General features: G+C 71.9%; 24 protein-coding genes. 7 read left to right on the forward strand and 17 right to left on the reverse strand.

Features of this window, described 5'->3' with window-relative positions; genetic code table 11:
- Positions 1-159: 159 nt before the first annotated feature.
- From gatB to ACIBW6_RS25560, 9 genes are all read right to left on the reverse strand, one after another.
- Positions 160-1,674, reverse strand: coding sequence for an Asp-tRNA(Asn)/Glu-tRNA(Gln) amidotransferase subunit GatB (gene gatB / locus ACIBW6_RS25520; protein ID WP_399063406.1), 1,515 nt, complete (start codon positions 1,672-1,674; stop codon positions 160-162).
- A 17-nt stretch (positions 1,675-1,691) separates the two neighbouring features.
- Positions 1,692-1,925 carry a hypothetical protein gene (locus tag ACIBW6_RS25525; RefSeq protein ID WP_399063549.1) on the reverse strand — a complete coding sequence of 78 codons (234 nt, stop codon included), beginning with the start codon at positions 1,923-1,925 and terminating at the stop codon, positions 1,692-1,694.
- Positions 1,926-1,930: 5 nt separating this feature from the next.
- Entirely contained in the window at positions 1,931-3,424 is a 1,494-nt protein-coding gene (gene gatA / locus ACIBW6_RS25530) for an Asp-tRNA(Asn)/Glu-tRNA(Gln) amidotransferase subunit GatA (RefSeq protein ID WP_399063408.1), read from the reverse strand.
- Between the two features lie 5 nt (positions 3,425-3,429).
- Positions 3,430-3,726 (reverse strand): Asp-tRNA(Asn)/Glu-tRNA(Gln) amidotransferase subunit GatC, encoded by a 297-nt coding sequence (gatC, locus tag ACIBW6_RS25535; RefSeq protein WP_018531282.1) that lies wholly within the window; start codon positions 3,724-3,726, stop codon positions 3,430-3,432.
- 250 nt (positions 3,727-3,976) lie between these two features.
- Entirely contained in the window at positions 3,977-6,454 is a 2,478-nt protein-coding gene (locus ACIBW6_RS25540; RefSeq protein WP_399063410.1) for a putative bifunctional diguanylate cyclase/phosphodiesterase, read from the reverse strand.
- 230 nt (positions 6,455-6,684) lie between these two features.
- Positions 6,685-8,883 (reverse strand): NAD-dependent DNA ligase LigA, encoded by a 2,199-nt coding sequence (gene ligA / locus ACIBW6_RS25545; protein ID WP_399063551.1) that lies wholly within the window; start codon positions 8,881-8,883, stop codon positions 6,685-6,687.
- Between the two features lie 83 nt (positions 8,884-8,966).
- Entirely contained in the window at positions 8,967-9,986 is a 1,020-nt protein-coding gene (locus tag ACIBW6_RS25550; RefSeq protein ID WP_399063412.1) for a methionine synthase, read from the reverse strand.
- Positions 9,987-10,044: 58 nt separating this feature from the next.
- Positions 10,045-10,743, reverse strand: coding sequence for an SDR family oxidoreductase (locus tag ACIBW6_RS25555; RefSeq protein WP_399063414.1), 699 nt, complete (start codon positions 10,741-10,743; stop codon positions 10,045-10,047).
- A gap of 16 nt (positions 10,744-10,759) precedes the next feature.
- Complete coding sequence (locus ACIBW6_RS25560) at positions 10,760-11,305, reverse strand: TIGR00730 family Rossman fold protein (protein ID WP_399063417.1); 546 nt, start codon at positions 11,303-11,305, stop codon at positions 10,760-10,762.
- Between the two features lie 62 nt (positions 11,306-11,367).
- Here ACIBW6_RS25560 and ACIBW6_RS25565 point away from each other — a divergent pair, with 62 nt between their 5' ends.
- The 5 genes from ACIBW6_RS25565 (at position 11,368) to ACIBW6_RS25585 (ending at position 14,150) form a co-directional block, all read left to right on the forward strand.
- On the forward strand, positions 11,368-11,703 hold the full coding sequence (locus ACIBW6_RS25565; RefSeq protein ID WP_399063419.1) for a DUF427 domain-containing protein: 336 nt from the start codon (positions 11,368-11,370) through the stop codon (positions 11,701-11,703).
- A gap of 32 nt (positions 11,704-11,735) precedes the next feature.
- Positions 11,736-12,146: a hypothetical protein gene (locus tag ACIBW6_RS25570; RefSeq protein WP_399063421.1), complete on the forward strand. Its 411-nt coding sequence runs from the start codon at positions 11,736-11,738 to the stop codon at positions 12,144-12,146.
- A 209-nt stretch (positions 12,147-12,355) separates the two neighbouring features.
- Positions 12,356-12,709 carry a hypothetical protein gene (locus ACIBW6_RS25575; protein WP_399063423.1) on the forward strand — a complete coding sequence of 118 codons (354 nt, stop codon included), beginning with the start codon at positions 12,356-12,358 and terminating at the stop codon, positions 12,707-12,709.
- A complete protein-coding gene (locus ACIBW6_RS25580; RefSeq protein ID WP_399063425.1) occupies positions 12,706-13,830 on the forward strand; it encodes a hypothetical protein in 1,125 nt (374 codons plus the stop codon). Before ACIBW6_RS25575 ends, ACIBW6_RS25580 begins: the two co-directional genes overlap by 4 nt.
- Positions 13,831-13,856: 26 nt before the next feature.
- Positions 13,857-14,150, forward strand: coding sequence for a hypothetical protein (locus tag ACIBW6_RS25585; RefSeq protein WP_399063427.1), 294 nt, complete (start codon positions 13,857-13,859; stop codon positions 14,148-14,150).
- On the opposite strand, the gene mnmA is transcribed toward ACIBW6_RS25585, so the two are convergent.
- Positions 14,119-15,255, reverse strand: coding sequence for a tRNA 2-thiouridine(34) synthase MnmA (mnmA, locus tag ACIBW6_RS25590; RefSeq protein WP_399063429.1), 1,137 nt, complete (start codon positions 15,253-15,255; stop codon positions 14,119-14,121). The two genes, ACIBW6_RS25585 and mnmA, sit on opposite strands and share 32 nt — an antisense overlap.
- A 107-nt stretch (positions 15,256-15,362) precedes the next feature.
- Between mnmA and ACIBW6_RS25595 the strand changes: the two genes are divergently transcribed.
- Positions 15,363-16,043 (forward strand): N-acetylmuramoyl-L-alanine amidase, encoded by a 681-nt coding sequence (locus ACIBW6_RS25595; RefSeq protein ID WP_399063431.1) that lies wholly within the window; start codon positions 15,363-15,365, stop codon positions 16,041-16,043.
- A gap of 96 nt (positions 16,044-16,139) precedes the next feature.
- On the opposite strand, the gene ACIBW6_RS25600 is transcribed toward ACIBW6_RS25595, so the two are convergent.
- The 3 genes from ACIBW6_RS25600 to ACIBW6_RS25610 form a co-directional block, all read right to left on the reverse strand.
- Positions 16,140-17,309, reverse strand: coding sequence for a cysteine desulfurase family protein (locus ACIBW6_RS25600; RefSeq protein WP_399063433.1), 1,170 nt, complete (start codon positions 17,307-17,309; stop codon positions 16,140-16,142).
- Between the two features lie 157 nt (positions 17,310-17,466).
- The gene (locus ACIBW6_RS25605; RefSeq protein ID WP_399063552.1) at positions 17,467-17,784 is read right to left on the reverse strand and encodes a hypothetical protein; all 318 of its coding nucleotides are present in this window, start codon (positions 17,782-17,784) and stop codon (positions 17,467-17,469) included.
- 44 nt (positions 17,785-17,828) lie between these two features.
- A complete protein-coding gene (locus tag ACIBW6_RS25610; RefSeq protein WP_356490845.1) occupies positions 17,829-17,987 on the reverse strand; it encodes a hypothetical protein in 159 nt (52 codons plus the stop codon).
- A 150-nt stretch (positions 17,988-18,137) separates the two neighbouring features.
- On the opposite strand from ACIBW6_RS25610, the gene ACIBW6_RS25615 reads away from it, so the two are divergent.
- Positions 18,138-18,761 carry a TetR family transcriptional regulator gene (locus ACIBW6_RS25615; RefSeq protein ID WP_399063435.1) on the forward strand — a complete coding sequence of 208 codons (624 nt, stop codon included), beginning with the start codon at positions 18,138-18,140 and terminating at the stop codon, positions 18,759-18,761.
- A gap of 26 nt (positions 18,762-18,787) precedes the next feature.
- Here the strand turns inward: ACIBW6_RS25615 and ACIBW6_RS25620 are convergent, their stop codons facing one another.
- From ACIBW6_RS25620 to ACIBW6_RS25635, 4 genes are all read right to left on the reverse strand, one after another.
- Entirely contained in the window at positions 18,788-19,825 is a 1,038-nt protein-coding gene (locus ACIBW6_RS25620; protein ID WP_399063437.1) for a helix-turn-helix transcriptional regulator, read from the reverse strand.
- 675 nt (positions 19,826-20,500) lie between these two features.
- A complete protein-coding gene (locus ACIBW6_RS25625; RefSeq protein ID WP_399063554.1) occupies positions 20,501-21,334 on the reverse strand; it encodes a thioesterase family protein in 834 nt (277 codons plus the stop codon).
- Positions 21,335-21,487: 153 nt separating this feature from the next.
- Positions 21,488-22,159, reverse strand: coding sequence for a trimeric intracellular cation channel family protein (locus ACIBW6_RS25630; protein ID WP_399063438.1), 672 nt, complete (start codon positions 22,157-22,159; stop codon positions 21,488-21,490).
- Between the two features lie 55 nt (positions 22,160-22,214).
- Positions 22,215-23,606, reverse strand: a complete 1,392-nt coding sequence (locus ACIBW6_RS25635; protein ID WP_399063440.1) for a M1 family metallopeptidase — start codon at positions 23,604-23,606, stop codon at positions 22,215-22,217.
- Positions 23,607-23,695 lie beyond the last annotated feature (89 nt).

Consider the following 23,695-nt stretch of genomic DNA (forward strand, 5'->3'; position numbering starts at 1 on the left):
CCCGCCCCCGCGGCCCCCCCCCCGCCGCCCCCCGCGGCCGCGGCGCCGGGCCCGGGGGGGGGGGGGGGCCGCGGCGGCGCCCCCCCCCCCCCGGCCCCCCCGCGCGCCGCCCGCCCCCCCCCCCCCCCCCCCCCCCCCCCCCCCCCCCCCCGATTCCGCTCAGCCGTCGGAGACGCCCAGCTTCTCCAGGATCAGCTCCTTGACGCGGGCCGCGTCCGCCTGACCCCGGGTCGCCTTCATCACGGCGCCCACCAGGGCGCCGGCGGCGGCCACCTTGCCGGACTGGATCTTGGCGACGATCCCGGCGTTGCCGGCGATGGCCTCGTCCACGGCGGCCGACAGCGCGCCCTCGTCCGAGACGACCTTCAGGCCCCGCTTGTCGACGACCTCGTCCGGGGTGCCTTCCCCCTTGAGGACGCCGTCGATGACCTGACGGGCCAGCTTGTCGTTGAGGTCACCCTTGGCGACGAGCTCGGAGACGCGGGCCACGTGCTCGGGCGTGATGGGCAGTTCGCCCAGCTCGACGCCCTGCTCGTTGGCGTTGCGGGCCAGTTCGCCCATCCACCACTTACGGGCGGAGGTGGCGTCCGCGCCCGCGTTGATCGTGGCGACGATCGGGCCGATCGCACCGGCGTTGCGGATCGACTGCATGTCGTGGGCGGTGATGCCCCACTCCTCGATCAGCCGGTTGCGCTGGGCGAGCGGCAGCTCGGGCAGCTCGGAGCGGAGCGCCTCGACCCACTCGCGGGACGGGGCGACCGGCACGAGGTCGGGCTCCGGGAAGTACCGGTAGTCCTCGGCGTTGTCCTTGATCCGGCCCGAGGTGGTGGAACCGTCCTCCTCGTGGAAGTGCCGGGTCTCCTGCACGATCGTGCCGCCGCCGTTCAGGACGGCCGCGTGGCGCTGGATCTCGAAGCGCGCCGCGCGCTCCACGGAACGCAGCGAGTTCACGTTCTTCGTCTCGGAGCGCGTGCCGAACTGCTCGCGGCCGTGCGGGCGCAGCGACAGGTTCACGTCGCAGCGCATCTGGCCCTTGTCCATCCGGGCCTCGGAGACGTCCAGCGCCTTGATGACCTCGCGCAGCTCGGCGACGTACGCCTTGGCGACCTCGGGGGCCCGCTCGCCCGCGCCCTCGATCGGCTTGGTGACGATCTCGATGAGCGGGATGCCGGCGCGGTTGTAGTCGAGCAGCGAGTGCGAGGCGCCCTGGATGCGGCCGGTGGCACCGCCGACGTGCGTCGACTTGCCGGTGTCCTCCTCCATGTGGGCGCGCTCGATCTCCACGCGGAAGATCTCGCCGTCCTCCAGCTGGACGTCCAGATAGCCGTTGAAGGCGATCGGCTCGTCGTACTGGGAGGTCTGGAAGTTCTTCGGCATGTCCGGATAGAAGTAGTTCTTCCGGGCGAAGCGGCACCATTCGGCGATCTCGCAATTCAGCGCGAGACCGATCTTGATGGCGGACTCGACGCCGATCTCGTTGACCACCGGCAGCGCGCCGGGCAGGCCGAGACAGGTCGGGCAGGTCTGGCTGTTGGCGTCCTGCTTCAGCTCCGTGGAGCATCCGCAGAACATCTTGGTCCTGGTGCCGAGCTCGACATGGACTTCAAGGCCCATGACGGGGTCGTAGGTCGCGAGGGCGTCCTCGTACGACACCAGTTCAGTCGTGGCAGTCACGGTGAAACGTATCCCTCTCAGCCCAGCAGGACGTCGTCGTCGCCCAGGCGCTTGAGCTCCCGGTAGAGGATCGCCAGGCCGGTGGCGATGGCGGCGGCGGAGACGGCGGCGTCGAGCAGCCGCAGCGTGTCGTTCTCGTTGCGCGCCAGCTTCGCCTGCTTCGCGACGCTGATCGCACCGAAGGCGGTGCTCGCCAGCGAGACGTAGACGCCGGTCTTGGACTTCTTGAAGTTCTTGGCCTTCTTTGCCATGGCACTCACAGCGACGGAGCCTCCTCGAGCAGCGGGTGCCCCCACTTTTCCACGAAGGCGGCCTCGACGGCGGCGCCGACCTTGTAGAGACGGTCGTCCTTCATGGCGGGAGCGATGATCTGCAGGCCGACCGGCAGGCCGTCCTCCGGGGCCAGGCCGCAGGGGAGCGACATGGCAGCGTTGCCGGCCAGGTTGGTCGGGATCGTGCACAGGTCCGCGAGGTACATCGCCATCGGGTCGTCGGCGCGCTCGCCGATCGGGAAGGCGGTGGTCGGCGTCGTCGGCGAGACGATGACGTCCACCGACTCGAACGCGGCCTCGAACTCGCGGGTGATGAGGGTACGCACCTTCTGGGCGCTGCCGTAGTACGCGTCGTAGTAGCCGGAGCTCAGCGCGTACGTGCCCAGGATGACGCGGCGCTTGACCTCGTCGCCGAAGCCGGCCTCGCGGGTGAGGGCGGTGACGTCCTCGGCGGAGCGCGTGCCGTCGTCGCCGACGCGCAGGCCGTAGCGCATGGCGTCGAACCGGGCGAGGTTCGAGGAGCACTCGGACGGCGCGATCAGGTAGTACGCGGAGAGCGCCAGGTCGAAGGTGGGGCAGTCCAGCTCGACGATCTCGGCGCCGAGCGACTTCAGCAGCTCGACGGACTCGTCGAAGCGCTGCACGACACCGGCCTGGTAGCCCTCGCCGCGGAACTGCTTGACGACGCCGACGCGCATGCCCTGCACCGAGCCGTTGCGCGCGGCCTCGACGACCGGCGGCACCGGGGCGTCGATGGAGGTCGAGTCGAGCGGGTCGTGCCCGGCGATGACCTCGTGCAGCAGCGCCGCGTCCAGGACCGTACGGGCGCAGGGCCCGCCCTGGTCGAGCGAGCTGGAGAAGGCGACCATGCCGTACCGCGAGACGCCGCCGTACGTGGGCTTGACGCCGACGGTGCCGGTGACGGCGGCGGGCTGGCGGATGGAGCCGCCGGTGTCCGTGCCGATGGCGAGCGGGGCCTCGTAGGCGGCGAGCGCGGCGGACGAGCCGCCGCCGGAGCCGCCGGGGATGCGGGTGAGGTCCCACGGGTTGCCGGTCGGGCCGTAGGCGCTGTTCTCGGTGGAGGACCCCATGGCGAACTCGTCCATGTTGGTCTTGCCGAGGATGACGACGTCGGCGGCCTTGAGCCGCTTGGTGACCGTCGCGTCGTACGGCGGGATCCAGCCTTCGAGGATCTTGGAGCCGACCGTGGTCGGGACGCCCTCGGTGGTGAAGATGTCCTTCAGCGCGAGCGGGACGCCGGCCAGCGGGCCGAGCTTCTCGCCCCGGGCGCGCTTGTCGTCGACGGCGCGGGCCTGCGCGAGCGCGCCCTCGCGGTCGACGTGCAGGAAGGCGTGCACCTTCTCGTCGACGGCCTCGATCCGGGCCAGGTGGGCCTCGGTGACCTCGACGGCCGTCAGGTCGCCGGAGGCGATCCTCGCGGCGGTCTCGGCGGCGGTGAGCTTGATGATGTCCGTCATGGTGATTAGTCCTCCCCCAGGATCTGCGGCACCTTGAAACGCTGCTGTTCCTGGGCCGGGGCGCCGGAGAGCGCCTGCTCGGGGGTGAGCGACGGACGGACCTCGTCCGCACGCATGACGTTCGTCAGCGGCAGCGGGTGGGAGGTCGGCGGTACGTCTTGGTCGGCGACCTCGCTGACGCGGGCGACCGCGCCGATGATGTCGTCGAGCTGGCCGGCGAAGTGGTCGAGCTCTTCGGGCTTCAGCTCCAGACGCGCCAGCCGGGCGAGGTGGGCGACCTCCTCGCGCGTGATGCCAGGCATGCAGCGATCCTCTGGGTGGGAGTGTGTGGTTTGGGCTCAATCCTATGGGTGCCCGGCCTATGCCTGGTAAACGGTTGTGCGCACAGGCGGTCGGCCCGGTTCTCCGACTGCGGCCCGGTGGGGCTTCTCGCGCGGTTCCCCGCGCCCCTGAACGGCCTGCGGCCTTCAGGGGAGGCTGCGCGCAGCGCATGCCTCAGGGGCGCGGGAACTGCGCGCGAGGCCACGACGAAAGCCGCACCCGGCCACCGGGTCAGACATCGTCGGCAGCGGGCAGCGCCGCCGTGGCGGTCCGCTGCCAGCCCCGGTCGCCCCGGGCACGGAGCCACGCGGTGGTCTCGTCCGGCGGCATCGCGGCGGCGACCAGCCACCCCTGCACCGCGTCGCAGCCCAGATCCCGCAGCCGCTCCCAGGTCTCGTCGTCCTCCACGCCCTCGGCCACGACGAGCAGGCCGAGCGAGTGGGCCAGGTCGACGGTGCAGCGCACGATCTCCGCGTCCTCGTTGTCCACGGCGAGCCGGGCCACGAACGAGCGGTCGATCTTCAGTTCGCTCACCGGCAGCCGCCGCAGGTGGACGAGGGAGGAGTACCCGGTGCCGAAGTCGTCCAGCGACATCTTCACGCCGTGGCCGGTCAGCCCGGCGAGGGTGTCCGCGGCCCGCTGCGGGTCCTCCAGGAGCACGTGTTCCGTTATCTCCAGCTGCAGGGAGCCCGCCGGGACGCCGTGCCGGGCGAGCCGCGCCGCGACCGCGCCCGCGAACCCGGGGGTGTGCACGTCCCTGGGCGACACGTTCACCGCGACCGGTACGTACAGGCCCTGCGCCCGCCAGCGGGCGACCTGGGCCAGCGCCGTGTCCAGCACGTACTCGGTCAGATGCGGCATGAGGCCGGACGACTCGGCGATGGCGATGAACTCGTCCGGCGGCACTTTCCCGCGCTCCGGGTGCACCCACCGCACGAGCGCTTCGAGCCCGGCGACCTGGCCGTCGAACTGCACCTTCGGCTGGTAGTGCAGCTCCACGTCCCCGGCGTCCAGCGCGAGCCGCAGATCACCCAACAGGCCCAGCCGGTCGGGGGTGTTGGAGTCCCGCTTCGACTCGTACACCTCCACCCCGGTACGGTCCCGCTTGGCCTGGTACATGGCGACGTCGGCGCGGCGCAGTAACCCCTCGGCGTCGAGCGCGTGGTCGGGGAAGACGGCGAGGCCCGCGCTGGCCTCCAGGACCAGCGTCAGCCCGTCCAGGTCCAGCGGTGAGCCGAGCGCGGCCACGAGGTTGCGGGCGACGCGCGAGGCGGACGTCGTGGACTCGGCGACGGGCAGCAGCACGGCGAACTCGTCGCCGCCGATCCGCGCGGCCTCCGCACCGCGCGGCAGCGCCGCCCTGAGCCGGTCCGCGATCTGCAGCAGGAGCCGGTCGCCGGCGAGATGGCCCAGCGTGTCGTTGACCGACCGGAACCGGTCGAGGTCGATCAGCATGAGCGCGCTGCGCGCCCCGATCCGCTCGGCGTCGTCCAGCGCCGACCAGGTGCGCTCCAGCAGCCACTGCCGGTTGGGCAGTCCGGTGAGCGGGTCGCGCAGCTGCTCCTCGGCGCGGGCCCGCGCGATCCAGAGCGTCGAGTCGAGCGCGACCATCGGGATCGCGAACAGCGGCAGCAGCACCGGCAGGGCGATCGCGACGACGCAGACCAGCGGCGCGATACCGAGCAGTGCGACGCCGACCAGGCCCTGGCGCATCAGCGCGGGCCGCGCGACCGTCGGCAGGCCGGCCGGGCTCGGCGCGTGGACGTACCAGAGCAGTGCCCGGCTGACCAGCAGGTACGCCGCGGCCACGAGGACCACCTCGGGCACGGCGGAGAAGTTCCACGTCTCGGGCCGCCAGGGCGACTCGACGGTCGGTACGCGGCCGAACGCGGCCAGCACGAGGGCGCCCCCGCCGATGCCGAGGATGTCGATCGCGCCGTGCAGGACGCCCTGCCGCCAGCGGTGCCGGCGGGCGACGCCGACGAGGACGACGACGGTGAGGCTGACCATCCCGGCGGCGACCCAGCCGTACAGCAGCAGGACGGCGAGGGTGAGTGCGGCGCCGGAGCCGGTGCCGCCCCACCAGCGGTCGCGGCCGAGCGCGACGAGATGGCCGACGATGAAGCCGGTCAGGACGGCGAGCGACCAGCCGACGGTGCCGGACGGGAAGAGGGCGTGGCCACCGGCGAAGGCCCGGTAGAACCCGGCCCCGAGGACGACCGCGGCGAGCGTGACGACCGCGCCGGGCAGCAGCGGCAGCGCCGCGGCCCGGGAGGTGGTGTCGGACTCCCCGCCGAGCCGGCCGCCGGCCGGGGCGGTCACGCCGCCGCCCGGCGCGGGTCCTGCGGGCGTCGTCCCGAGGGACGTCACGGTGAACGGCGGCGAACCGTTCGTGCTCCTTGGGCCTGACGGGTGAGGGCCGGTGCCCACCGCCCCGGCGCCGCCGTGGCCCGCAGGGGCCGTACGGGCCGTCCCGCCCGCGGGTCCGCGTACTCTGCCGAAGCCCGTCCGGGTCCGGTCCCCGCCGGGGCGGACGAAGCCGCGTCCCGCCTCACGCCACCAGGTGCGCCAGTTCACCACATCACCGCGCTCGTTCTCCCCGCGACCGCCGTCATTGCCGTCGCCCCCGCCACCGTGCGCCGTCCCGCGCCGCGCGCGTCGGCGCGGGCGCAGCCGTGAGTCCGGGTCGGCGCTCTCGGTCGGTTCCATTCCCGTCCCTCTCACAGCCGGCGGTGCCCACATCCACTGCCCGCGCCCCCGGTCTCCGACGACCGGGGACATGCCCCATCCGCAGCAGGACACGGCAGACGCACACGCTCAACAGTAGGCCGCAGAAGGCTTCCACGGGCACCAGACGGTCGCGCCCGGCCGCTCTTGCCCGAATGCGACCTGGCCACCCGTATGCATCTGGTATGCGCCGAACGGGTGGCCTTCAACCGCTACTCCGCGGTCGGTTCCTCGGCGGGAAGCGCCACGTCGGCGGCGGCTTCGGGCCCCTGGTCGAGCAGGACGACGAATCCGTCCTCGTCCAGAACCGGAACCTTCACCTGCATGGCCTTGTCGTACTTGGAGCCCGGGTTCTCCCCGACGACCACGAACGACGTCTTTTTCGAAACGGAACCGGTCACCTTGGCGCCTCTGCTCTGCAGCGCCTCCTTGGCGCCGTCCCGCGTGAAGTTCTGCAGCGTGCCGGTGACGACGACGGTGAGCCCTTCGAGCGGCCGGGGGCCCTCGTCCTCGCCCGCGCCCTCCTCCTCCGTGCGCACCCCGGCCTCGCGCCACTTGCGCAGGATCTCGCGGTGCCAGTCCTCCGCGAACCACTGCTTCACCGAGGCGGCGATGATCCCGCCGACACCGTCGGTGGCGGCCAGCTCCTCCTCGGTGGCCTGGTCGATCCGGTCGAGGGAGCGGAACTCGCGGGCCAGCGCCTCGGCGGCGACCGGGCCGACGTGCCGGATCGACAGGCCGTTGATGATGCGGGCCAGCGGGCGGTCCTTGGCCGCCGCGATGTGCTCCAGCATCGCGACCGCGTTCTTCTTCGGTTCGCCCTTCTGATTGGCGAAGACCGTGACGACCTTGTCCTCACCGGTCTTCGGGTCCCGCTTGGGCAGGCCGCTGTCGGGGTCGCGGACGTACGCCTTAATGGGCAGCAGCTGCTCGATGGAGAGGCCGAACAGGTCGCCCTCGTCGACGACCGGCGGCTCGGCGGGCTCCAGCGGGGCGGTGAGCGCGGCGGCGGCGACCGCGCCGAAGTTCTCGATGTCCAGGCACTGGCGGCCACCGAGGTAGAAGAGGCGCTCGCGCAACTGGGCGGGGCACGTGCGGGCGTTCGGACACCGCAGGTCGATGTCGCCCTCCTTCATGGCCCGCAGCGGGGTGCCGCACTCGGGGCACTCGGCCGGCATCACGAACTCGCGCTCGCTGCCGTCGCGCAGGTCGGCGACGGGCCCGAGGATCTCGGGGATCACGTCACCGGCCTTGCGGATGACGACGGTGTCGCCGATCAGGACGCCCTTCTTCTTGACGACCTCCTGGTTGTGCAGCGTCGCGAACTCGACCTCGGAGCCCGCCACCGTCACCGGCTCCACCTGCGCGTACGGCGTGACCCGGCCCGTACGGCCCACGCCGACGCGGATGTTGACCAGCTTGGTGTTGACCTCTTCGGGCGGGAACTTCCACGCGATGGCCCAGCGCGGGGCGCGCGCGGTGGAGCCCAGGCGGCCCTGGAGGCGGATCTCGTCGAGCTTGACGACGGCGCCGTCGATCTCGTGCTCCACGGAGTGGCGGTTCTCGCCGTAGTAGGCGATGAAGGCGCGGACGCCGTCGAGGTCGTCCACCACCTTGTTGTGCTTGGCGGTGGGCAGGCCCCACTCCCGCAGCAGGTCGTACGCCTCGGAGAGCCGGTCGATGTCGAAGCCCTCGCGGGCGCCGATGCCGTGGACGACCATGTGCAGCGGCCGGCCGGCGGTGACCCGCGGGTCCTTCTGGCGCAGCGAACCCGCCGCCGCGTTCCGCGGGTTGGCGAAGGGCTTGTCGCCGGCCTCCACCAGCCGCGCGTTCAGCTCCTCGAACTTCTCCATGGGGAAGAAGACCTCGCCGCGGACCTCGACGAGGGCGGGCACACGGTCACCCTGGAGACGGTCGGGGATCTCCGCGATCGTGCGCACGTTCGGCGTGATGTCCTCGCCCACGCGGCCGTCGCCGCGGGTGGCCGCGCGGGTCAGCCGCCCGTTCTCGTACGTCAGGTTGACCGCGAGGCCGTCGATCTTCAGCTCGCACAGGAAGTGGTAGCCGGGCGAGCCGACGTCCTTGGCGACGCGCTCGGCCCACGCCGCCAACTCCAGGTCGTCGAAGGCGTTGTCGAGGGAGAGCAGGCGCTCGCGGTGCTCGACGGAGGTGAACTCCGTCTCGTAGGCACCCGAGACCTTCTGGGTCGGCGAGTCCGGGGTGCGCAGCTCCGGGTACCGCTCCTCCAGCGCCTCCAGGGCACGCATCTGCCGGTCGAACTCGGCGTCCGAGACGACCGGCGCGTCCTTCACGTAGTACCGGAAGCGGTGCTCCTCGATCTGCTCGGCCAGGCGGCCGTGCTCGTCCCGGGCCTCGGCGGGCACGGAGCTCTCCCCCGCGACCTGGTCGATCTTCGCGGCCTGCTCGGCCCCTGCGGCCTTTCCGGCCTTCTCGGCAGCCACCGTCTCGTCCTCCCGTTGCCCTCGGTCCACGGTCACTCAGGGTTGTCCGCGAGTGATCTCGCCGCCCGGCCGCAGTGGGCGAGCGCCGCGCGGGCGTACGCGGGGGAAGCGCCCGCGAGTCCGCACGACGGCGTGACCACGACCGACTCCGCGAGAGAACCCGGATCGAGCCCCAGCCTGCGCCACAGCGTCCTGACACCCATGACGCTACCGGCCGGGTCTGACAATGGGCCGTCCACGCCCGGCACGACACCGGCCAGGAGCGTGGTGCCGCCCTCGACGGCCTCCCCGATCGTCTCGTCGTCACGCTCGGTGAGCAGAGCGAAGTCGAAGGAGATGGCGTCGGCGCCGGCCCGGCGCAGCAACGCGAAGGGCACGTCGGGGGCGCAGGAGTGGACGACGACGGGGTCGCCGGCGGCGACCGCCAGGACGTCGCGCAGGGTGCTCTCGACGAGCTGGCGGTCGACGGCGCGGTGGGTGCGGTACTCGCTGGCGGTCCTGACCTGGCCGCGCAGCACGGCGATGAGGGAGGGCTCGTCGAGCTGGAGCACGATCCGGGCGCCGGGGACGCGGCGGCGGACGTCGGCGAGGTGGGTGCGCAGGCCTTCGGCGAGCGAGCCGGCGAGGTCGCGGCAGGCGCCGGGGTCGGAGAGCGCGGCCTCTCCGTTGCGCAGCTCCAGGGCCGCAGCGAGGGTCCACGGCCCGACGGCCTGCACCTTGAGCGGGCCCTCGTAGCCCTGGGTGAACTCCTCCAGCGCGTCCAGGTCCTCGCCCAGCCACGACCGGGCGCGCTTGGTGTCGCGGCCCGGCCGGTCGCCGATGCGCCAGCCGCTGGGCTCCACGCGCGCGTAGAGGTCCACGAGGAGCCCGGCGGTCCGGCCGATCATGTCGGCGCCCGGCCCGCGCGCGGGCAGCTCGGCGAGGAACGGCATCCCCTGCTCGGGGCCCTCGAAGGAACCGGTGACGGTCTTGGCGGCCTCTCGGGCATCGCCGCCGGGCATCGAACCGACGCCTGTGGCCGGCCCCCACCTGAAGTCGCTCTTTTCGTTCACTCCGGAAGGGTACGTAACCCGGGCGGGGGGCCGGCCGTCACCCGGGCGGGGCCGGTCGTCAGCGGCCGGGGCGTACCGTCAGGTCGTTGACCTCGGCGTCGCGCGGCAGGTCGAGGGCCATCAGGATCGACGTGGCGACGGACTCGGGGTCGATCCAGCGCGCCGGGTCGTACTCCTTGCCCTCCTGCTGGTGCACCTTGGCCTGCATGGCGCTCGCGGTCCTGCCGGGGTAGACGGAGGTGACCCGCACCCCGTTCGCGTGCTCCTCGTGGCGCAGCGAGTCGGCGAGGGCCTTGAGGCCGTGCTTGGAGGCGGCGTACGCGGCCCACTCGGGGCCGGCGTTGAGGCCGGAGCCGGAGTTCACGAAGAGCACGTGGCCCTGGGCGAGGCGGAGCTGGGGCAGGAAGTGGCGGGTCAGCTCGGCCGGGGCGACGAGGTTGACGTTGAGCTGGTGGCGCCAGGACTTGGGGGTGAGGTCGCCGACCCGGCCCAGATCGACGACGCCGGCGATGTGCAGCAGCGAGTCGATCCGGTCCGGCAGCGACTGGTGCGAGAACGCCCACGACAGCTTCTCGGGGTCGGCGAGGTCGCCGACGAGGGTGCGCGCGCCGGGGAACTCGGCGGCGAGCTCCTTGGCGCGGCCCGCGTCGCGCGCGTGCAGGAAGAGTTCGTCCCCGCGCGCGTGGAGGCGGCGGGCGACGGCGGCGCCGATGCCGGAACCGGCACCGGTGATCACATGGGTGGCTGTGCCTGTCATGGCCGCCATGGTCGCACTATTCGACGCCCTGCGACTCCTCCAGGTAGGCCACGGCGCCGAGCGGCTCCTCGGCGAAGAACACCAGGTCGGTGAGGGGGACGGGCAGGAAGCCCTCGTCCTCCATGCGGCGGAACTGCTCCTTGAGCCCGTCGTAGAAGCCGGCCGAGTTGAGCAGCACGACCGGCAGGGTCGTCTTGCCGTGCTTCTTGAGTTCGAGGATCTCCGTGGCCTCGTCCAGCGTCCCGGTGCCGCCCACCATGATGACGACGGCGTCGGCCTTCGCCAGCAGCAGCGCCTTGCGCTCGGCGAGGTCCTTGGCGACGACCATCTCGTCGGGGGCGGAGACGGTGCGCGCCTTGGCCGCGAGGAAGTCCACGGACACCCCCATGAGCCGCCCGCCGGACTCCTGCACGCCATCGGCGACGACCTTCATCAGCCCGCTCTCCGAACCGCCCCACACCAGCGTGTGGCCGCCCCTGCCGAGCAGCTCGGCGAATTCGCGGGCGGGGCGGGTGTAGCGGTCGTCGAGGTCGGCGGCGGAGAGGAAGACGCAGATGTTCATGGGTTCACGGTACGGGGCCCCTTCCGGGGAAGAACCTGGGCTCCCTGGGCGCTTGACCCTGTATGACTGCTGGAGCTGCTGGCCACAAGATCACGATCGAGCAGGGTGCGGAGCGGGTGCGCGTGGTGCGCGACGGGCAGGTGGTCGCCGAGAGCGGGCGGCCGCTGCTGTTGCGCGAGACGGGGTGTCCCGTGCGCTACTACCTCCCGGCCGAGGACGTCGCCCTCGACCTGCTGACGCCCTCGGACACGACGACGTACTGCCCCTTCAAGGGAACGGCCTCCTACTGGTCGCTGCCCGACGCCGCCGACACCGTCTGGTCCTACCCGGAACCGAAGGCGGGCGTGGCCGCGATCAAGGGGCACTTCTGCTTCTACGAGGTGGAGGTGGTGGGCTGAGGGTGACGAGGCCCCCACGGAGGGGCTAGGACTTGTCGGAGCGGGTGGGTGTGGTCGTGGTGCCGGGGTATGGGGAAGAGGGCGCTCCGGTGGGCGGGTTCGGGGCGCCGCCACCGATGTTCGAGCCGCCGGTCGTGACGGGCGGGCCCTTCGCACCAGGAGTCGCCGGGCCCGAGTTCGTCGTGGCCGACGAGTTCAACGGGGTGATCGTCGATGCCGAAGGGGTCCACTTGGAGCAGGGCCCGCACGGCATCGCACTGCCCTGGGCCCGCGTGCGCACGGTGCGATTCCATCCCATGGAGCCCGGGCTGTCGGTGACCGCGGTGACGGTCGAGGTGCCGGTGTACGAGTGCCGGGTGCGGGCGCGGCGGCGGACGCTGGTGCGAGGGTGGTGTGCGGAGCTGGACGGAGTCCTGCACCACTATCTCGGCGCGCGGGGCTGATCCCCGCCCCTGCCCCGATTCACCTGCCCCCGAGAGACGTTGACGCCTCGCCCGATCGGATGAGGCGCCGCGATGGGGGCCGCCCAATGGCCCGTTGAGGCCCCGGTCGCCCTGCGCGCCGCCCCGCGCCTCTTCCGTGGTCCCGGCCTCCTTCGGCATCACTACTGTGCCGCTCCCTGCGATACGCGCTACCGCACCGAGGAGACGCAGTGACCGCCGAGACCCCGCCCCAGCTCGACCGAGCCACCTACATGGACCTCACCGACGACCCCGTCCAGCAACGCCTCTTGCGCAAGGCACTCGAAATCTTCCGCCGAGGCGAGGCGGGCCCCGCCCTGAAGGAGATGGCCCAGGAGGTTCTGGCGGGGCGGGTGGGTTTACGGGAAGCTGCGCGGATTCCGGCGTATGCGGAGGCTGTGATCGATCGAGGGCAGGACTTCAGGCAGCGCTGGGACGCCATGTCAGACGCTGAGCGCGAGACACTGCTCCGGCAGGGCGAGCACCAGGTTGCCGAGGAGCGGGCCTCGCTGAAGGCCGAGCGATCGCGGGGCGGGCGAGCATGACGCTGGCCGTGGAATCGGGCGACTTGATCAGCTATGCGGGGCTTGTGCGCAGGGCCGGCGAAGCCTGTGACGATGCTCTTGCCTACCTGGACAAGAGCACAGCGATCGGTTTTTCCTTTGCGCGAGAGGCCTGGGACATGGCCCTTGGCGATCACACGGAAAGAAGTCGCGAAGCCAGGGACATTCTGAGGCGATTCGGCGCGATCCTCTCCGCCTCAAAGTCCGAACTCAAGAAGACGGCCGCCTGGTACGAGGCGATGGATATCGACCAAGCTCGTCGAATCGACGCGACCTACCCGACGAGTGAGCGCTCCGAGAAAATCTCACGAGCTCACCCCAGCGGAACCCTGACCTTCAGGGATGTTCACGATGCCGTCGACCACCTGAAACCCACCGGCAGTTCAGGCGGATGGCTCCAGGGACATGCGGACGAGTTCATGTTCGCCCCAGTCCACAAGACGGCCGGAACGCTTCTCGATATTGGCAGCCCATCTGCTCTGGCAAACGAGGGCATCAAGATGGCTTTCGGCTGGGACGTCCTGTCGACCGTAACCAACTGGCTTTCAGGTGACTGGCAGCAGTACGCGGAGTGCGCCGACGCCTGGGACTGCCTGGGAGAGTTCTGTGCCGCCGTAGCAAACAACCTTCGCCACGGTAATGAGGTACTCGGGACCACGTGGCGAGGAAACGCCGCCGACGCCGCCTGGAAGTACTTCAACAAGATCGCGGCTCGGCTCGACACGGCACACGACGCCTTTCACGAGCTTCGCGATCGGTACACGAGCGTGACGAAGATGGTCTTCTCCTTCGCCGAACTAGCCAAAGGCATCCTCGCGGAAATCTGCGACAAAGGCACGCAGGCTGCCATCGCGGCGGCTGCATCCACAGCCATGGCACTTACGGGCGTGGGATTTACGGGCTCGTTCGTCGGAGTTGCGTTGGCTGTGGAACGGGTGAATTCGATGGTGCAGGCGTACCACAAGCTCGTGAAGGATTACGATCACTTTATGCTCGGATTGAACGCGCTCCTCGGTGGTATCGGAGGCGCCACCATTCTACTTTCTGACGATCTCAGGAAGTTTCCCATTGTCGGTAAGAGTTACGACAACAAGTTGATCTAGGTTTCCGACACCAAGGAGCACATACCATGAACCTCGAGGACCCCAATGACTCCTCGCGCAACTTGCGAAAGAAGGACTGCATCTTCCGAGTCCTGTATGCGGTCGGGATCGCTTCATGGATGACGGTATTTATCGAACTGGCAATCCGGCAACGGGAATACCCCGTCTGGGTGGGCCCGATGACCCTCCTGGACATCTGGTGCATCACCATCGCGGCTACGAGCCTCCGAGATCTGTGGAGTGCCACAACTGGCACTCCCTCGTTTCTCACCCCGCCCGGGGCCGCCCTCAAACCCGCGCAGCAGCCCGCGACGTCGTAGCGATCGTCGCCGACCCCACCACCCGCGTCCCGTCATAGAGGACGATCGCCTGGCCGGGGGCCACCCCGCGGACCGGGGACGTGAAGGTCACCTGGAGCGTGGTGTCCACCAGTTCCGCCGTGGCTTGCGTCTCGCCGCCGTGGGCGCGGAGTTGGGCCGTGTAGGTGCCGGGGCCCACGGGCGCCGCTCCGCACCAGCGGGGCTTGATCGCCGTCAGGGACGTGACGTCCAGGGCGTCGGCCGGACCGACCGTCACCGTGTTGTCCACCGGGGAGATGTCGAGGACGTAGCGCGGCTTGCCGTCGGGGGCGGGGGTGCCGATGCGCAGGCCCTTGCGCTGCCCGATGGTGAACCCGTACGCCCCCTCGTGCGTCCCCACCTTCGCCCCGGACTCGTCCACGATGTCGCCCTCCGCCTTGCCGAGCCGCGAGGCGAGGAAGCCCTGCGTGTCGCCGTCGGCGATGAAGCAGATGTCGTGCGAGTCGGGCTTCTTGGCGACGGCCAGGCCCCGGCGCTCCGCCTCCGCGCGGATCTCGTCCTTGGTCGTCACCGTGTCCCCCAGCGGGAACATCGCGTGGGCGAGCTGGCGGTCGTCCAGGACGCCGAGGACGTAGGACTGGTCCTTGGCCATGTCGGAGGCGCGGTGGAGTTCGCGGTCGCCGGACTCGTTCACGACGACCTGGGCGTAGTGGCCCGTGCAGACCGCGTCGAACCCGAGGGCCAGCGCCTTGTCGAGCAGCGCCGCGAACTTGATCTTCTCGTTGCAGCGCAGGCACGGGTTCGGGGTGCGGCCCGCCTCGTACTCGGCGACGAAGTCCTCCACCACGTCCTCGCGGAAGCGCTCGGCGAGGTCCCACACGTAGAACGGGATGCCGATGACGTCCGCCGCGCGGCGCGCGTCGCGGGAGTCCTCGATGGTGCAGCAGCCGCGGGCGCCGGTGCGGAAGGACTGCGGGTTCGCGGACAGGGCGAGGTGCACGCCCGTCACGTCGTGGCCGGCTTCCGCGGCGCGGGCCGCGGCGACGGCGGAGTCCACGCCGCCCGACATGGCGGCGAGCACGCGGAGGGGGCGATCGGCTGGGAGCATCGGGGTCTGCGAAGTCATAGCACCTACAGGGTACGGGCATCGGGAACCGACTCCCCCGGACAAGCGTTGTGGATCTCGTACGGGGATGTTCGGGGTGGTCGGGGGAGCATGAGCGGGGGCGGCGCATGGGCGGGGGCGCGAAGGGCGGCCGGGACGGGGACCGGGTGATCAGCAGGCGGACCCTGGTCGTCGGGGGCGTGGCGTCGGCCGTGGGCGTGGGGCTGCTGGCGCGCAGCGATCTCGCGCACATGTGGTGGCAGGTGCCGGGCGTCGACAAACCCCGCGTGGCCGGGGCGGTGGACTTCCGGGGCGCGGAGTGGGTGGCGGCGGCCGCGGCGAACTGGCGGCGTGCGGACCGGCCCGCCGACTACCCGGTCGACCGGGTCGTCATCCATGTCACCCAGGGCAGCTACCAGGGCACGCTGAAGGTCTTCAAGGACCCCTGGCACGGTGCGGCCGCGCATTACGTGGTGCGCCAGGACGGGCACATCGCGCAGATGATCCGGGAGCTGGACGTCGCGTTCCACGCGGGGAACCGGGAGTACAACGAGCGCAGTGTCGGCATCGAGCACGAGGGGTTCGTCGACCGGCCCGCGGACTTCACCGCGGCCATGTACGCGGCGTCGGCCCGGCTGACCGCGGCGATATGCAGGCGCTACGACTTCCCGCCGGACCGCGAGCACGTCATCGGGCACGTGGAGGTGCCGGGGACCGACCACACAGACCCGGGGCCGCACTGGGACTGGGACCGGTACATGCGGCTGGTCAGGGCCGCGCACAAACAGGCGGGCGCCGCGAAGGCGTGAGCGAGCCGCCGGTACCCGCCGCGCACGGAGGACCGGGCTCGGGCCGGGACCGCGCGGCCGGCCGGGCTCGGGTCAGGACCGCGCGGCCGGCCGGGCTCAGGTGAGGCCCGCGCTGCGCGCCCGCTCCACCGCCGGGCCGATGGCGGCCGCCACCGCGTCCACGTCGGCCTTCGTGGAGGTGTGGCCGAGGGAGAAGCGCAGGGTGCCGCGGGCGAGCTCCGGGTCGGTACCCGTGGCGAGCAGGACGTGGCTGGGCTGGGCGACGCCCGCGGTGCAGGCCGAGCCGGTCGAGCACTCGATGCCCTGGGCGTCCAGGAGCAGCAGGAGGGAGTCGCCCTCGCAGCCGGGGAAGGTGAAGTGCGCGTTGGCCGGGAGCCGGCCGCCGGGGGCCGGGTCGCCGCCGAGGATGGCCTCGGGGACGGCGGCGCGGACCGCGGCGACCAGTTCGTCGCGCAGGGCGCCGATCTCGCGGGCGAACCAGGTGTGCTGTTCGGCCGCGATCCGGCCGGCGGTGGCGAAGGCGGCGACGGCGGGGACGTCGAGCGTGCCGGAGCGGACGTGGCGTTCCTGGCCGCCGCCGTGCAGCACCGGCACGGGGGTGTACTCGCGGCCCAGGAGGAGCGCGCCGACCCCGTAGGGGCCGCCGACCTTGTGGCCGGAGACCGTCATGGCGGCGAGCCCCGAGGCGGCGAAGTCGAGCGGGAGCTGGCCGTAGGCCTGGACCGCGTCGGCGTGCAGCGGGATCGCGAACTCCTGCGCCACGTCCGCGAGTTCGCGCACGGGCTGGATCGTGCCGATCTCGTTGTTGGCCCACATGACGGTGGCCAGGGCCACGTCGGCGGGGTTGCGGGCGATGGCCTCGCGCAGGGCCTCGGCGTACACGCGGCCGTGGGGGTCGACGGGCAGGTACTCGACGGTGGCGCCCTCGTGCTCGGCGAGCCAGTGCACGGCGTCGAGGACGGCGTGGTGCTCGACGGGGCTGGTGAGGACGCGGGTGCGGGCCGGGTCGGCGGCGCGTCGGGCCCAGTACAGGCCCTTGACGGCGAGGTTGTCGGCTTCGGTGCCGCCCGCGGTCAGGACGACCTCGCTGGGGCGGGCGCCGAGGGAGGCGGCGAGGGTCTCGCGGGACTCCTCGATCGTGCGCCGGGCGCGGCGGCCCGCGGCGTGCAGGGACGAGGCGTTGCCGGTGACGCCGAGCTGGGCGGTCATCACCTCGACCGCCTCCGGGAGCATCGGAGTGGTCGCGGCGTGGTCGAGGTAGGCCATGGTGGGACCGATTCTACGGACTCGTCCGCGGGTCCCGGCCGCCGCGTGGCATCCCGCTCCCAGGGCTCCCGTTCCCTGGGGCCTCGTCCCCTGGGGTCCCGCTCCCAGGGGTGCGTGCCCGCGGGTCCCGTTCCCGGGCGGGCGAGCCGGGCGGGGGTCAGCCCGCGATGCTCCAGGACAGGGTGCCGTCGGCGGCGACGAGAGTGGCGAGCACGACGAGATCGGCGACGCCGAGGCCCAGGCCGAGCAGGGCGCGGCCGCGGCGGCCGGTGCCGCGCCACAGGGCGAGCCCGGCGAGGATGATCGCGATCGGGCCCAGGAACACGTTCAGGACGAGCAGACCGACGAGGCCGAGGACGAACGAGGCGACGGCCATCCCGTCGGTGTCCCGCCGTCCGGTGGGCCGGGCCGGTGCCGTCGGCGTCCGCCCGGTCGTCTCCGCCGCGGCGGGCCGGTCCGTCTTGGTCAGCTGCATGGTCATGGTGGTACCCCCTCGGTGGGTGGAGCCTGGCGTGCGGGTCAGCTCTGGTGGCGGCGGCCGTGGCGCTCGCGGACGGCGAAAACGGCCAGCCAGACGGCGATGACCGCGGCGGCCACCAGCGTGAAGGAGAGCGGGGCGTGCGCGACGGTGCCGAGCGCGAAGCCCAGCAGGAGCAGGGCCGCGACGAGGAACAGCATGAGAGGACCTCACAGAGTGGTCGGGTCGGCGATCGGTCGGTGGTCGATCCGGGGACGGGGACGACCATCGGGTTACAACTGTTCACTGACTCATCAGTCTATCCCTCGTACGGCTTTTCAATTACGGAGAACAGTTGTTAACTGGATGACATGAGTCACACTCCCGGCATCCGGCAGGCGCAGAAGCAGAAGACCCGGCAGGCCCTCCTCGACGCGGCGCTCGAACTGCTGGAGGAGCAGAGCCTCAGCAGCCTGGGCCTGCGGGAGGTCACGCGCGCCGTGGGGGTGACGCCGACCGCCTTCTACCGGCACTTCGAGAGCACGGCCGATCTCGGGGTCGCCCTGGTGGACGAGGCGCTCGGCAGCCTGCACGCGGTCGTCTCCGAACTGCTCACCGCCGTCTGGGACAGTGACGAACGGATCGCGCGCACCGTGGAGTTGATCGCCGCGCACGTACGCGCCCACCCGGCCCACGTGCGCTTCATCGCGCGCGAGCGGCACGGCGGGGTCCAGCGGGTCAGCGAGGCGATAGGGGCCCAGCTCGGCCGGTTCGCGGCGGAGGTCGCGGCGGCCCTGAGCCATGACCCGGAGTCGGCGGGCTGGAGCGAGGAGGACCTGTTGATGCTGGCGGGGCTCTACGTCGACCACATGGTGATGACGGCGTCGGTCTTCCTCACCACGCCCCCCGGGGAGTTCGCCCGCGCGGCGGGGCTCGCGGAGCGGCAGTTGCGACTGGTCAGCCTGGGGCGCCGGCACTGGCTGGACGCGGCCTGACCGCCGACCCGGGCAGTGGCCCGGACTTACGGTCGCGGCGGGCCGTCCTCCGTGTACAGGGCGGTGAGCGCGGCGGCGCAGCGTGCCAACTCCTCGCGTGCCGCGGGGGGTTCGAGGACCTCCACGTGGTCGGCGAAGGGGGCGAGCGAGCGGACCGCGCCCAGGGCGTCGTAGCCGAGCCGGACCGTGATCCACTCGCCGGCGCCGTCGCCCTCGGGGCCCTCGGGGCCCTCGGGGTGCTCGGGGTGCTCAGGGTGCTCAGGGTCCTCGGGGTGCTCGACGAGGGAGGCGCCGCACAGGCGCAGGAACAGGTCGAAGCGGGTGCGGCGGACCCGGGCGGTGACGTCGACGCCGCCGGGCCGCGTCTCGACCCGCTGCTTCAACGTCGCCCAGACGTCGGCGAGTTCGACGCCGTCGCGGCGCTGGACCGGGGCGTCGGTGGGCGTGACGGCGTGCATGCGGTCCGCGCGGAAGAGGCGCGGGACGCGGCGCCGGTCCGCGACCAGGTACCAGACCCCGGCCTTGCAGACGAGGCCGTAGGGGTCGACGGTGTACGTGCGGGGGGCGTCGGCGCCGCTGTGCCGGTAGCGGATCCGCAGGCGCCGGTCGGCGAAGACCGCGTCCTGGAGGGCGCTCATGTCGACCTCGCGCGGTGGCGGGCCCATCCAGCGCGAGGACTCGACCAGGATGCGGCGGGAGGTCAGTTCGGCCGCTGGGCGGTGGGGTGCGGGCAGGGCCGCCATGACCTTGCGCAGGGCCGAGCCGATCGCCGCGTCCAGGCCGAGGGCGGTGTGGGCGCCCTGGGCGGCGAGGATGAACAGGGCGCGGGACTCGTCGGCGGTCAGGCCGGTCACGTCCGTCCGGTAGTCGGGGAGCAGGGTGATACCGCCGTGGCGGCCGCGTTCGGTGTATACGGGGACGCCCGCGGCGCTGAGGGCCTCGATGTCCCGGTAGATCGTGCGGACCGAGACCTCTAGGCGGGTGGCCAGGGTCTGGGCCGGGACGGGGGTGGGGGTGCGGGTCTGCAGGAGCAGGAGGAGGGAGAGGAGGCGGGCCGATTTCACCGGGCCAGTGTGACGTCGCTGCGCTGGGCTGGGCGGGACATTGCGCAGTTCCCCGCGCCCCTGATGGGTTGCCGTTCGGCTGCCCGGCCGGTGGGGGCTGGTCGCGCAGTTCCCCGCGCCCCTAAAAAGACTTCGGCTGACCCGCCGTCGTGGTTGCTCGCGCAGTTCCCCGCGCCCCTAAAAGACCTCGGCTGACCCGCCATCGTGGCTGAGCGCGCCGTTCCCCGCGCCCCCAAAAAGACTTCAGCTGACCCGCCGTCGTGGTTGCTCGCGCCGTTCCCCGCGCCCCTAAAAAGACTTCGGCTGACCCGCCGTCGTGGCTGAGCGCGCAGTTCCCCGCGCCCCCAAAAGACTTCGGCTGACCCGCCGTCGTGGCTGAGCGCGCCGTTCCCCGCGCCCCCAAAAGACTTCAGCTGACCCGCCGTCGTGGCTGAGCGCGCCGTTCCCCGCGCCCCTGAGAGGCGCACTTCGTGCTGCCTCTCATCGGGGGCGTGGGGCTGCGGCGGAGCCGCATGCTCCAGGGGCGCGGGGAACTGCGCGAGAAGCCCCACCGGGCCCGCGGACGAAAACGGGGGCGCACGCAGTGCGCCTTTCAGGGGCGCGGGGAACTGCGCGACCAGCCCCCACCGGACCCGCGGAAAAAGAATGGGGCGCGACCAGCCCCCACCGGGTGGGTCAGGGGAGGCGGACTCGGGCCAGTTGGCGGGACTGGGCCACCAGGCGGTCCTGGGTGTCCCAGACCTCCGCGTCCTCCTCCAGGAACCCCCCGGCGAGGTTCCGCGTCGTGATGGAGACCCGCAGCGGCCCCGGCGCGGGCCGGCACCGGACGTGCACCGTCAGTTCGACGGTCGGGACCCAGCCCTTGAGGCCGAGTTCGAACGCGGTCGGCGGCAGCGCGTCCACCGCCAGGAGCAGCGAGAGCGGATCCGCGTCGCGGCCGTCGGCCAGCCCGAACCAGGCCCGCATCTCCCCCTTGCCGGACGGCACACCGAGCGCCCACCCGAGCGTCGCCGGGTCGAGCTTGAGCGCGAGACGGTCGGTGATCGCGGAGCTGCCGGGGACCGGGGGCGCGCCCTCGGGCGCGTCGCCCGCGCCGAAGCACTGGTCGATGGGCGGGAGGTCGGGCGTCCGCGCGCTGGTGCGCACGTCGTCGGGGAGCGCGTCCAGGTCGCCGTAGGAGGCGAGGACGCGGATGCGTTCGACCTCGGTGCCGTCCTCGGCGTACTGGAACAGGGAGGCCTGCCCGGTGGAGAGGGTGCGGCCGGTGCGGACGACGTCGGTGCGGATCACCGCGGGACCCGGCGCGGACGCCGTGAGGTAGTGCGCCGAGACCGTGAAGGGGTCGCTGTGCGGCAGGGCGTCCGCGAGGGCCCGGCCGACCACGGCGAGCAGGTAGCCGCCGTTGACGGCGTTGATGATCGTCCACCCGGCGGAGAGGTCGATGTCGTAGACCCCGGGCTCACGCCGCACGACGGTCGTGTCGCGGTCGAACTCGCTGTCGCCGATCATTGCCCCGGTCGTCGCCGCGGCCGTCGCCCCGGTCGCCGCCGCGGTCGTCGCGGTGGCCGCCGTGCGGTCCTGCATGGACGTTGCTTCTGCCATACCGGCAACGTACAACAACTCATTACTAAGCGGTAGCTTCGCGCGGACGGAGACCGGGCGCTACGGCGTCTCCTCCGTCACGTCCACCGAGGCCGACCTGCGGTTCCACGCGCGCGGCGCCCGCCAGTGGTAGTGCATCGCGAGCAGCCGCAGGACGAACGCGGTGAGGGCCGCGAGCGCGCTGGTGAAGGCGTTGAGGACGTCGTGGTCGATGCACAGGACGACGATCACGGCGCCGACCATGGCGGGCACGGCGTAGAGGTCGCGGTCCCAGCGGACCAGGGACGGCACCTCGTTGGCGATGATGTCGCGCAGCACGCCGCCGCCGACCGCGGTGGCCAGGCCGAGCGCGGCGCAGGCGGTGAGGCCGAGCCCGTAGTCGTACGCCTTGGTGGTGCCCGTGACGCAGAACAGGCCGAGTCCCGCCGCGTCGAAGACGTTGACCGCGGCCTGGGTCCGCTCGACCTCGGGGTGCAGGAAGAAGACCAGGGCCGCGGCGACCAGCGGCGTCGAGAAGTAGCCGAGATCGGTGAAGGCGGCCGGGGGCACGGCCCCGATGATCAGGTCGCGGAGCATCCCGCCGCCCAGCGCGGTGACCTCGGCGAGGACGGCGATGCCGAAGACGTCCCAGTTCTTCCGTACGGCCATCAGCGCACCGGAGATGGCGAACACGAAGATGCCGATGAGGTCGAGCCAATGCTGGACGGAGGGGGTGAACAGTTCCTGGAGCACCCGACATTCTTACCCGCCGGGCGCTCCGGGCCGGTGAGCGGTGGGCGGCGCCGGGTTACCGGGCCGGTTTGCCCGCGGTGAACAGCCAGGTGTCGAAGAGGTCGTCGAGCCGCTGCCCGGAGATCCGTTCGGCCAGGGCGACGAAGTCGGACGTGTCGGCGTTGGCGTGCCGGTGCAGACGGGTCCAGGCGGGCAGGAGCCGGAAGAAGGCCCGGTCGCCGATGCGTTCGCGCAGCACCTGGAGGGTCATCGCGCCGCGCTGGTAGACCGCGGAGGCGAACATCGTGTCGCGCTGCGGGTCGCCGACGACCGTCTGCCAGAAGGCCGAGGTCCCCGGGCGGGAGTCGTAGCCGGCGAGGAAGGAGTCGTGGGCGGACGCGCCGCCCTTGTGCTCGGTCCAGAGCCACTGGGCGTAGGTGGCGAAGCCCTCGTTGAGCCAGATGTCCTTCCACCGGTCGACCGAGACGGAGTCGCCGAACCACTGGTGGGCCAGTTCGTGCACGATGGTCGACTCGGAGCGCACCGCGGAGTAGCTGGGCTTGGTCTGGGTCTCCAGGGAGAAGCCCGCTTGCGGCATGTCGTCGACGACCGCGCCCGTCTGCTCGAAGGGATAGGGGCCGAAGACCCGCGACCAGTAGTCGGTGGCCTCGGCGGTGACGGCGTACACGTCGACGTCGTTGCTGTCGGCGAGGACCGGGTCGATGGCCACGTAGACGGGGGTGCCGGCCGGGGTGCGGCCGGTGCGCACGTCGAACTTGCCGATGCTGGCGGTCGCCAGGTAGGTCGCCATCGGCCGCGACTCGCGCCAGTGGTGGACGGTCTGGCCGCCCTTGGTGTCGTACGTGGCGACGAGCCGGCCGTTGGAGACGCCGGTGAGGCCCTTGGGGGCCTTGATGCGGATGTCGTACGTCGCCTTGTCCGAGGGGTGGTCGCTGGAGGGGAACCAGGTGGAGGCGGCGTTCGGTTCGCACGCGACGAAGACGCCGTCCGCGGTCTTCATCCAGCCGTAGTCGGAGCCGAAGACGATCGGGCCGCTGAGGGCCTCGGGCACGCCGCCGTAGGTGACCTCCACGCGGAAGGTGCGGCCCTTGTGGAGCGGGGTGCGCGGGGTGACGACCAGTTCGTCGCCGGTGCGGGTGAAGCGGGCGCGTCTGCCGTCGACCTCGATCCGGGTGACCGTGAGTTCTTGCAGGTCCAGGTCGAACGAGGAGAGGTTCTGGGTGGCGCGGGCGGTGAGGGTCGTGTGGCCGTCGAGGCGGTCCGTGGCCGGGTCGTAGGCGAGGTCGAGGTCGTAGTGGCGGGCGTCGAAGCCGCCGTTGCCGAGCTGGGGGAAGTAGGGGTCGCCGATGCCGTCGGAGCCGGGGGTGGGGGCCGGGGAGGCGGCGATCAGGCAGAAGGAGGCGGCCGCGATGGTGAGGGCGGCCAGGCGGGCCGAACGGGAGGCCATGGGTGCTTGTCCCTTCGAACGTGTGCCGGGGTGTCTGTGTCGGACACGGAGACACTGCCGTTCGGGGGCGGGCGTGTACATGACCCTTC

Source organism: Streptomyces sp. NPDC049813, assembly GCF_044465085.1.
In the GTDB taxonomy this organism is placed as follows: Bacteria; Actinomycetota; Actinomycetes; order Streptomycetales; family Streptomycetaceae; genus Streptomyces.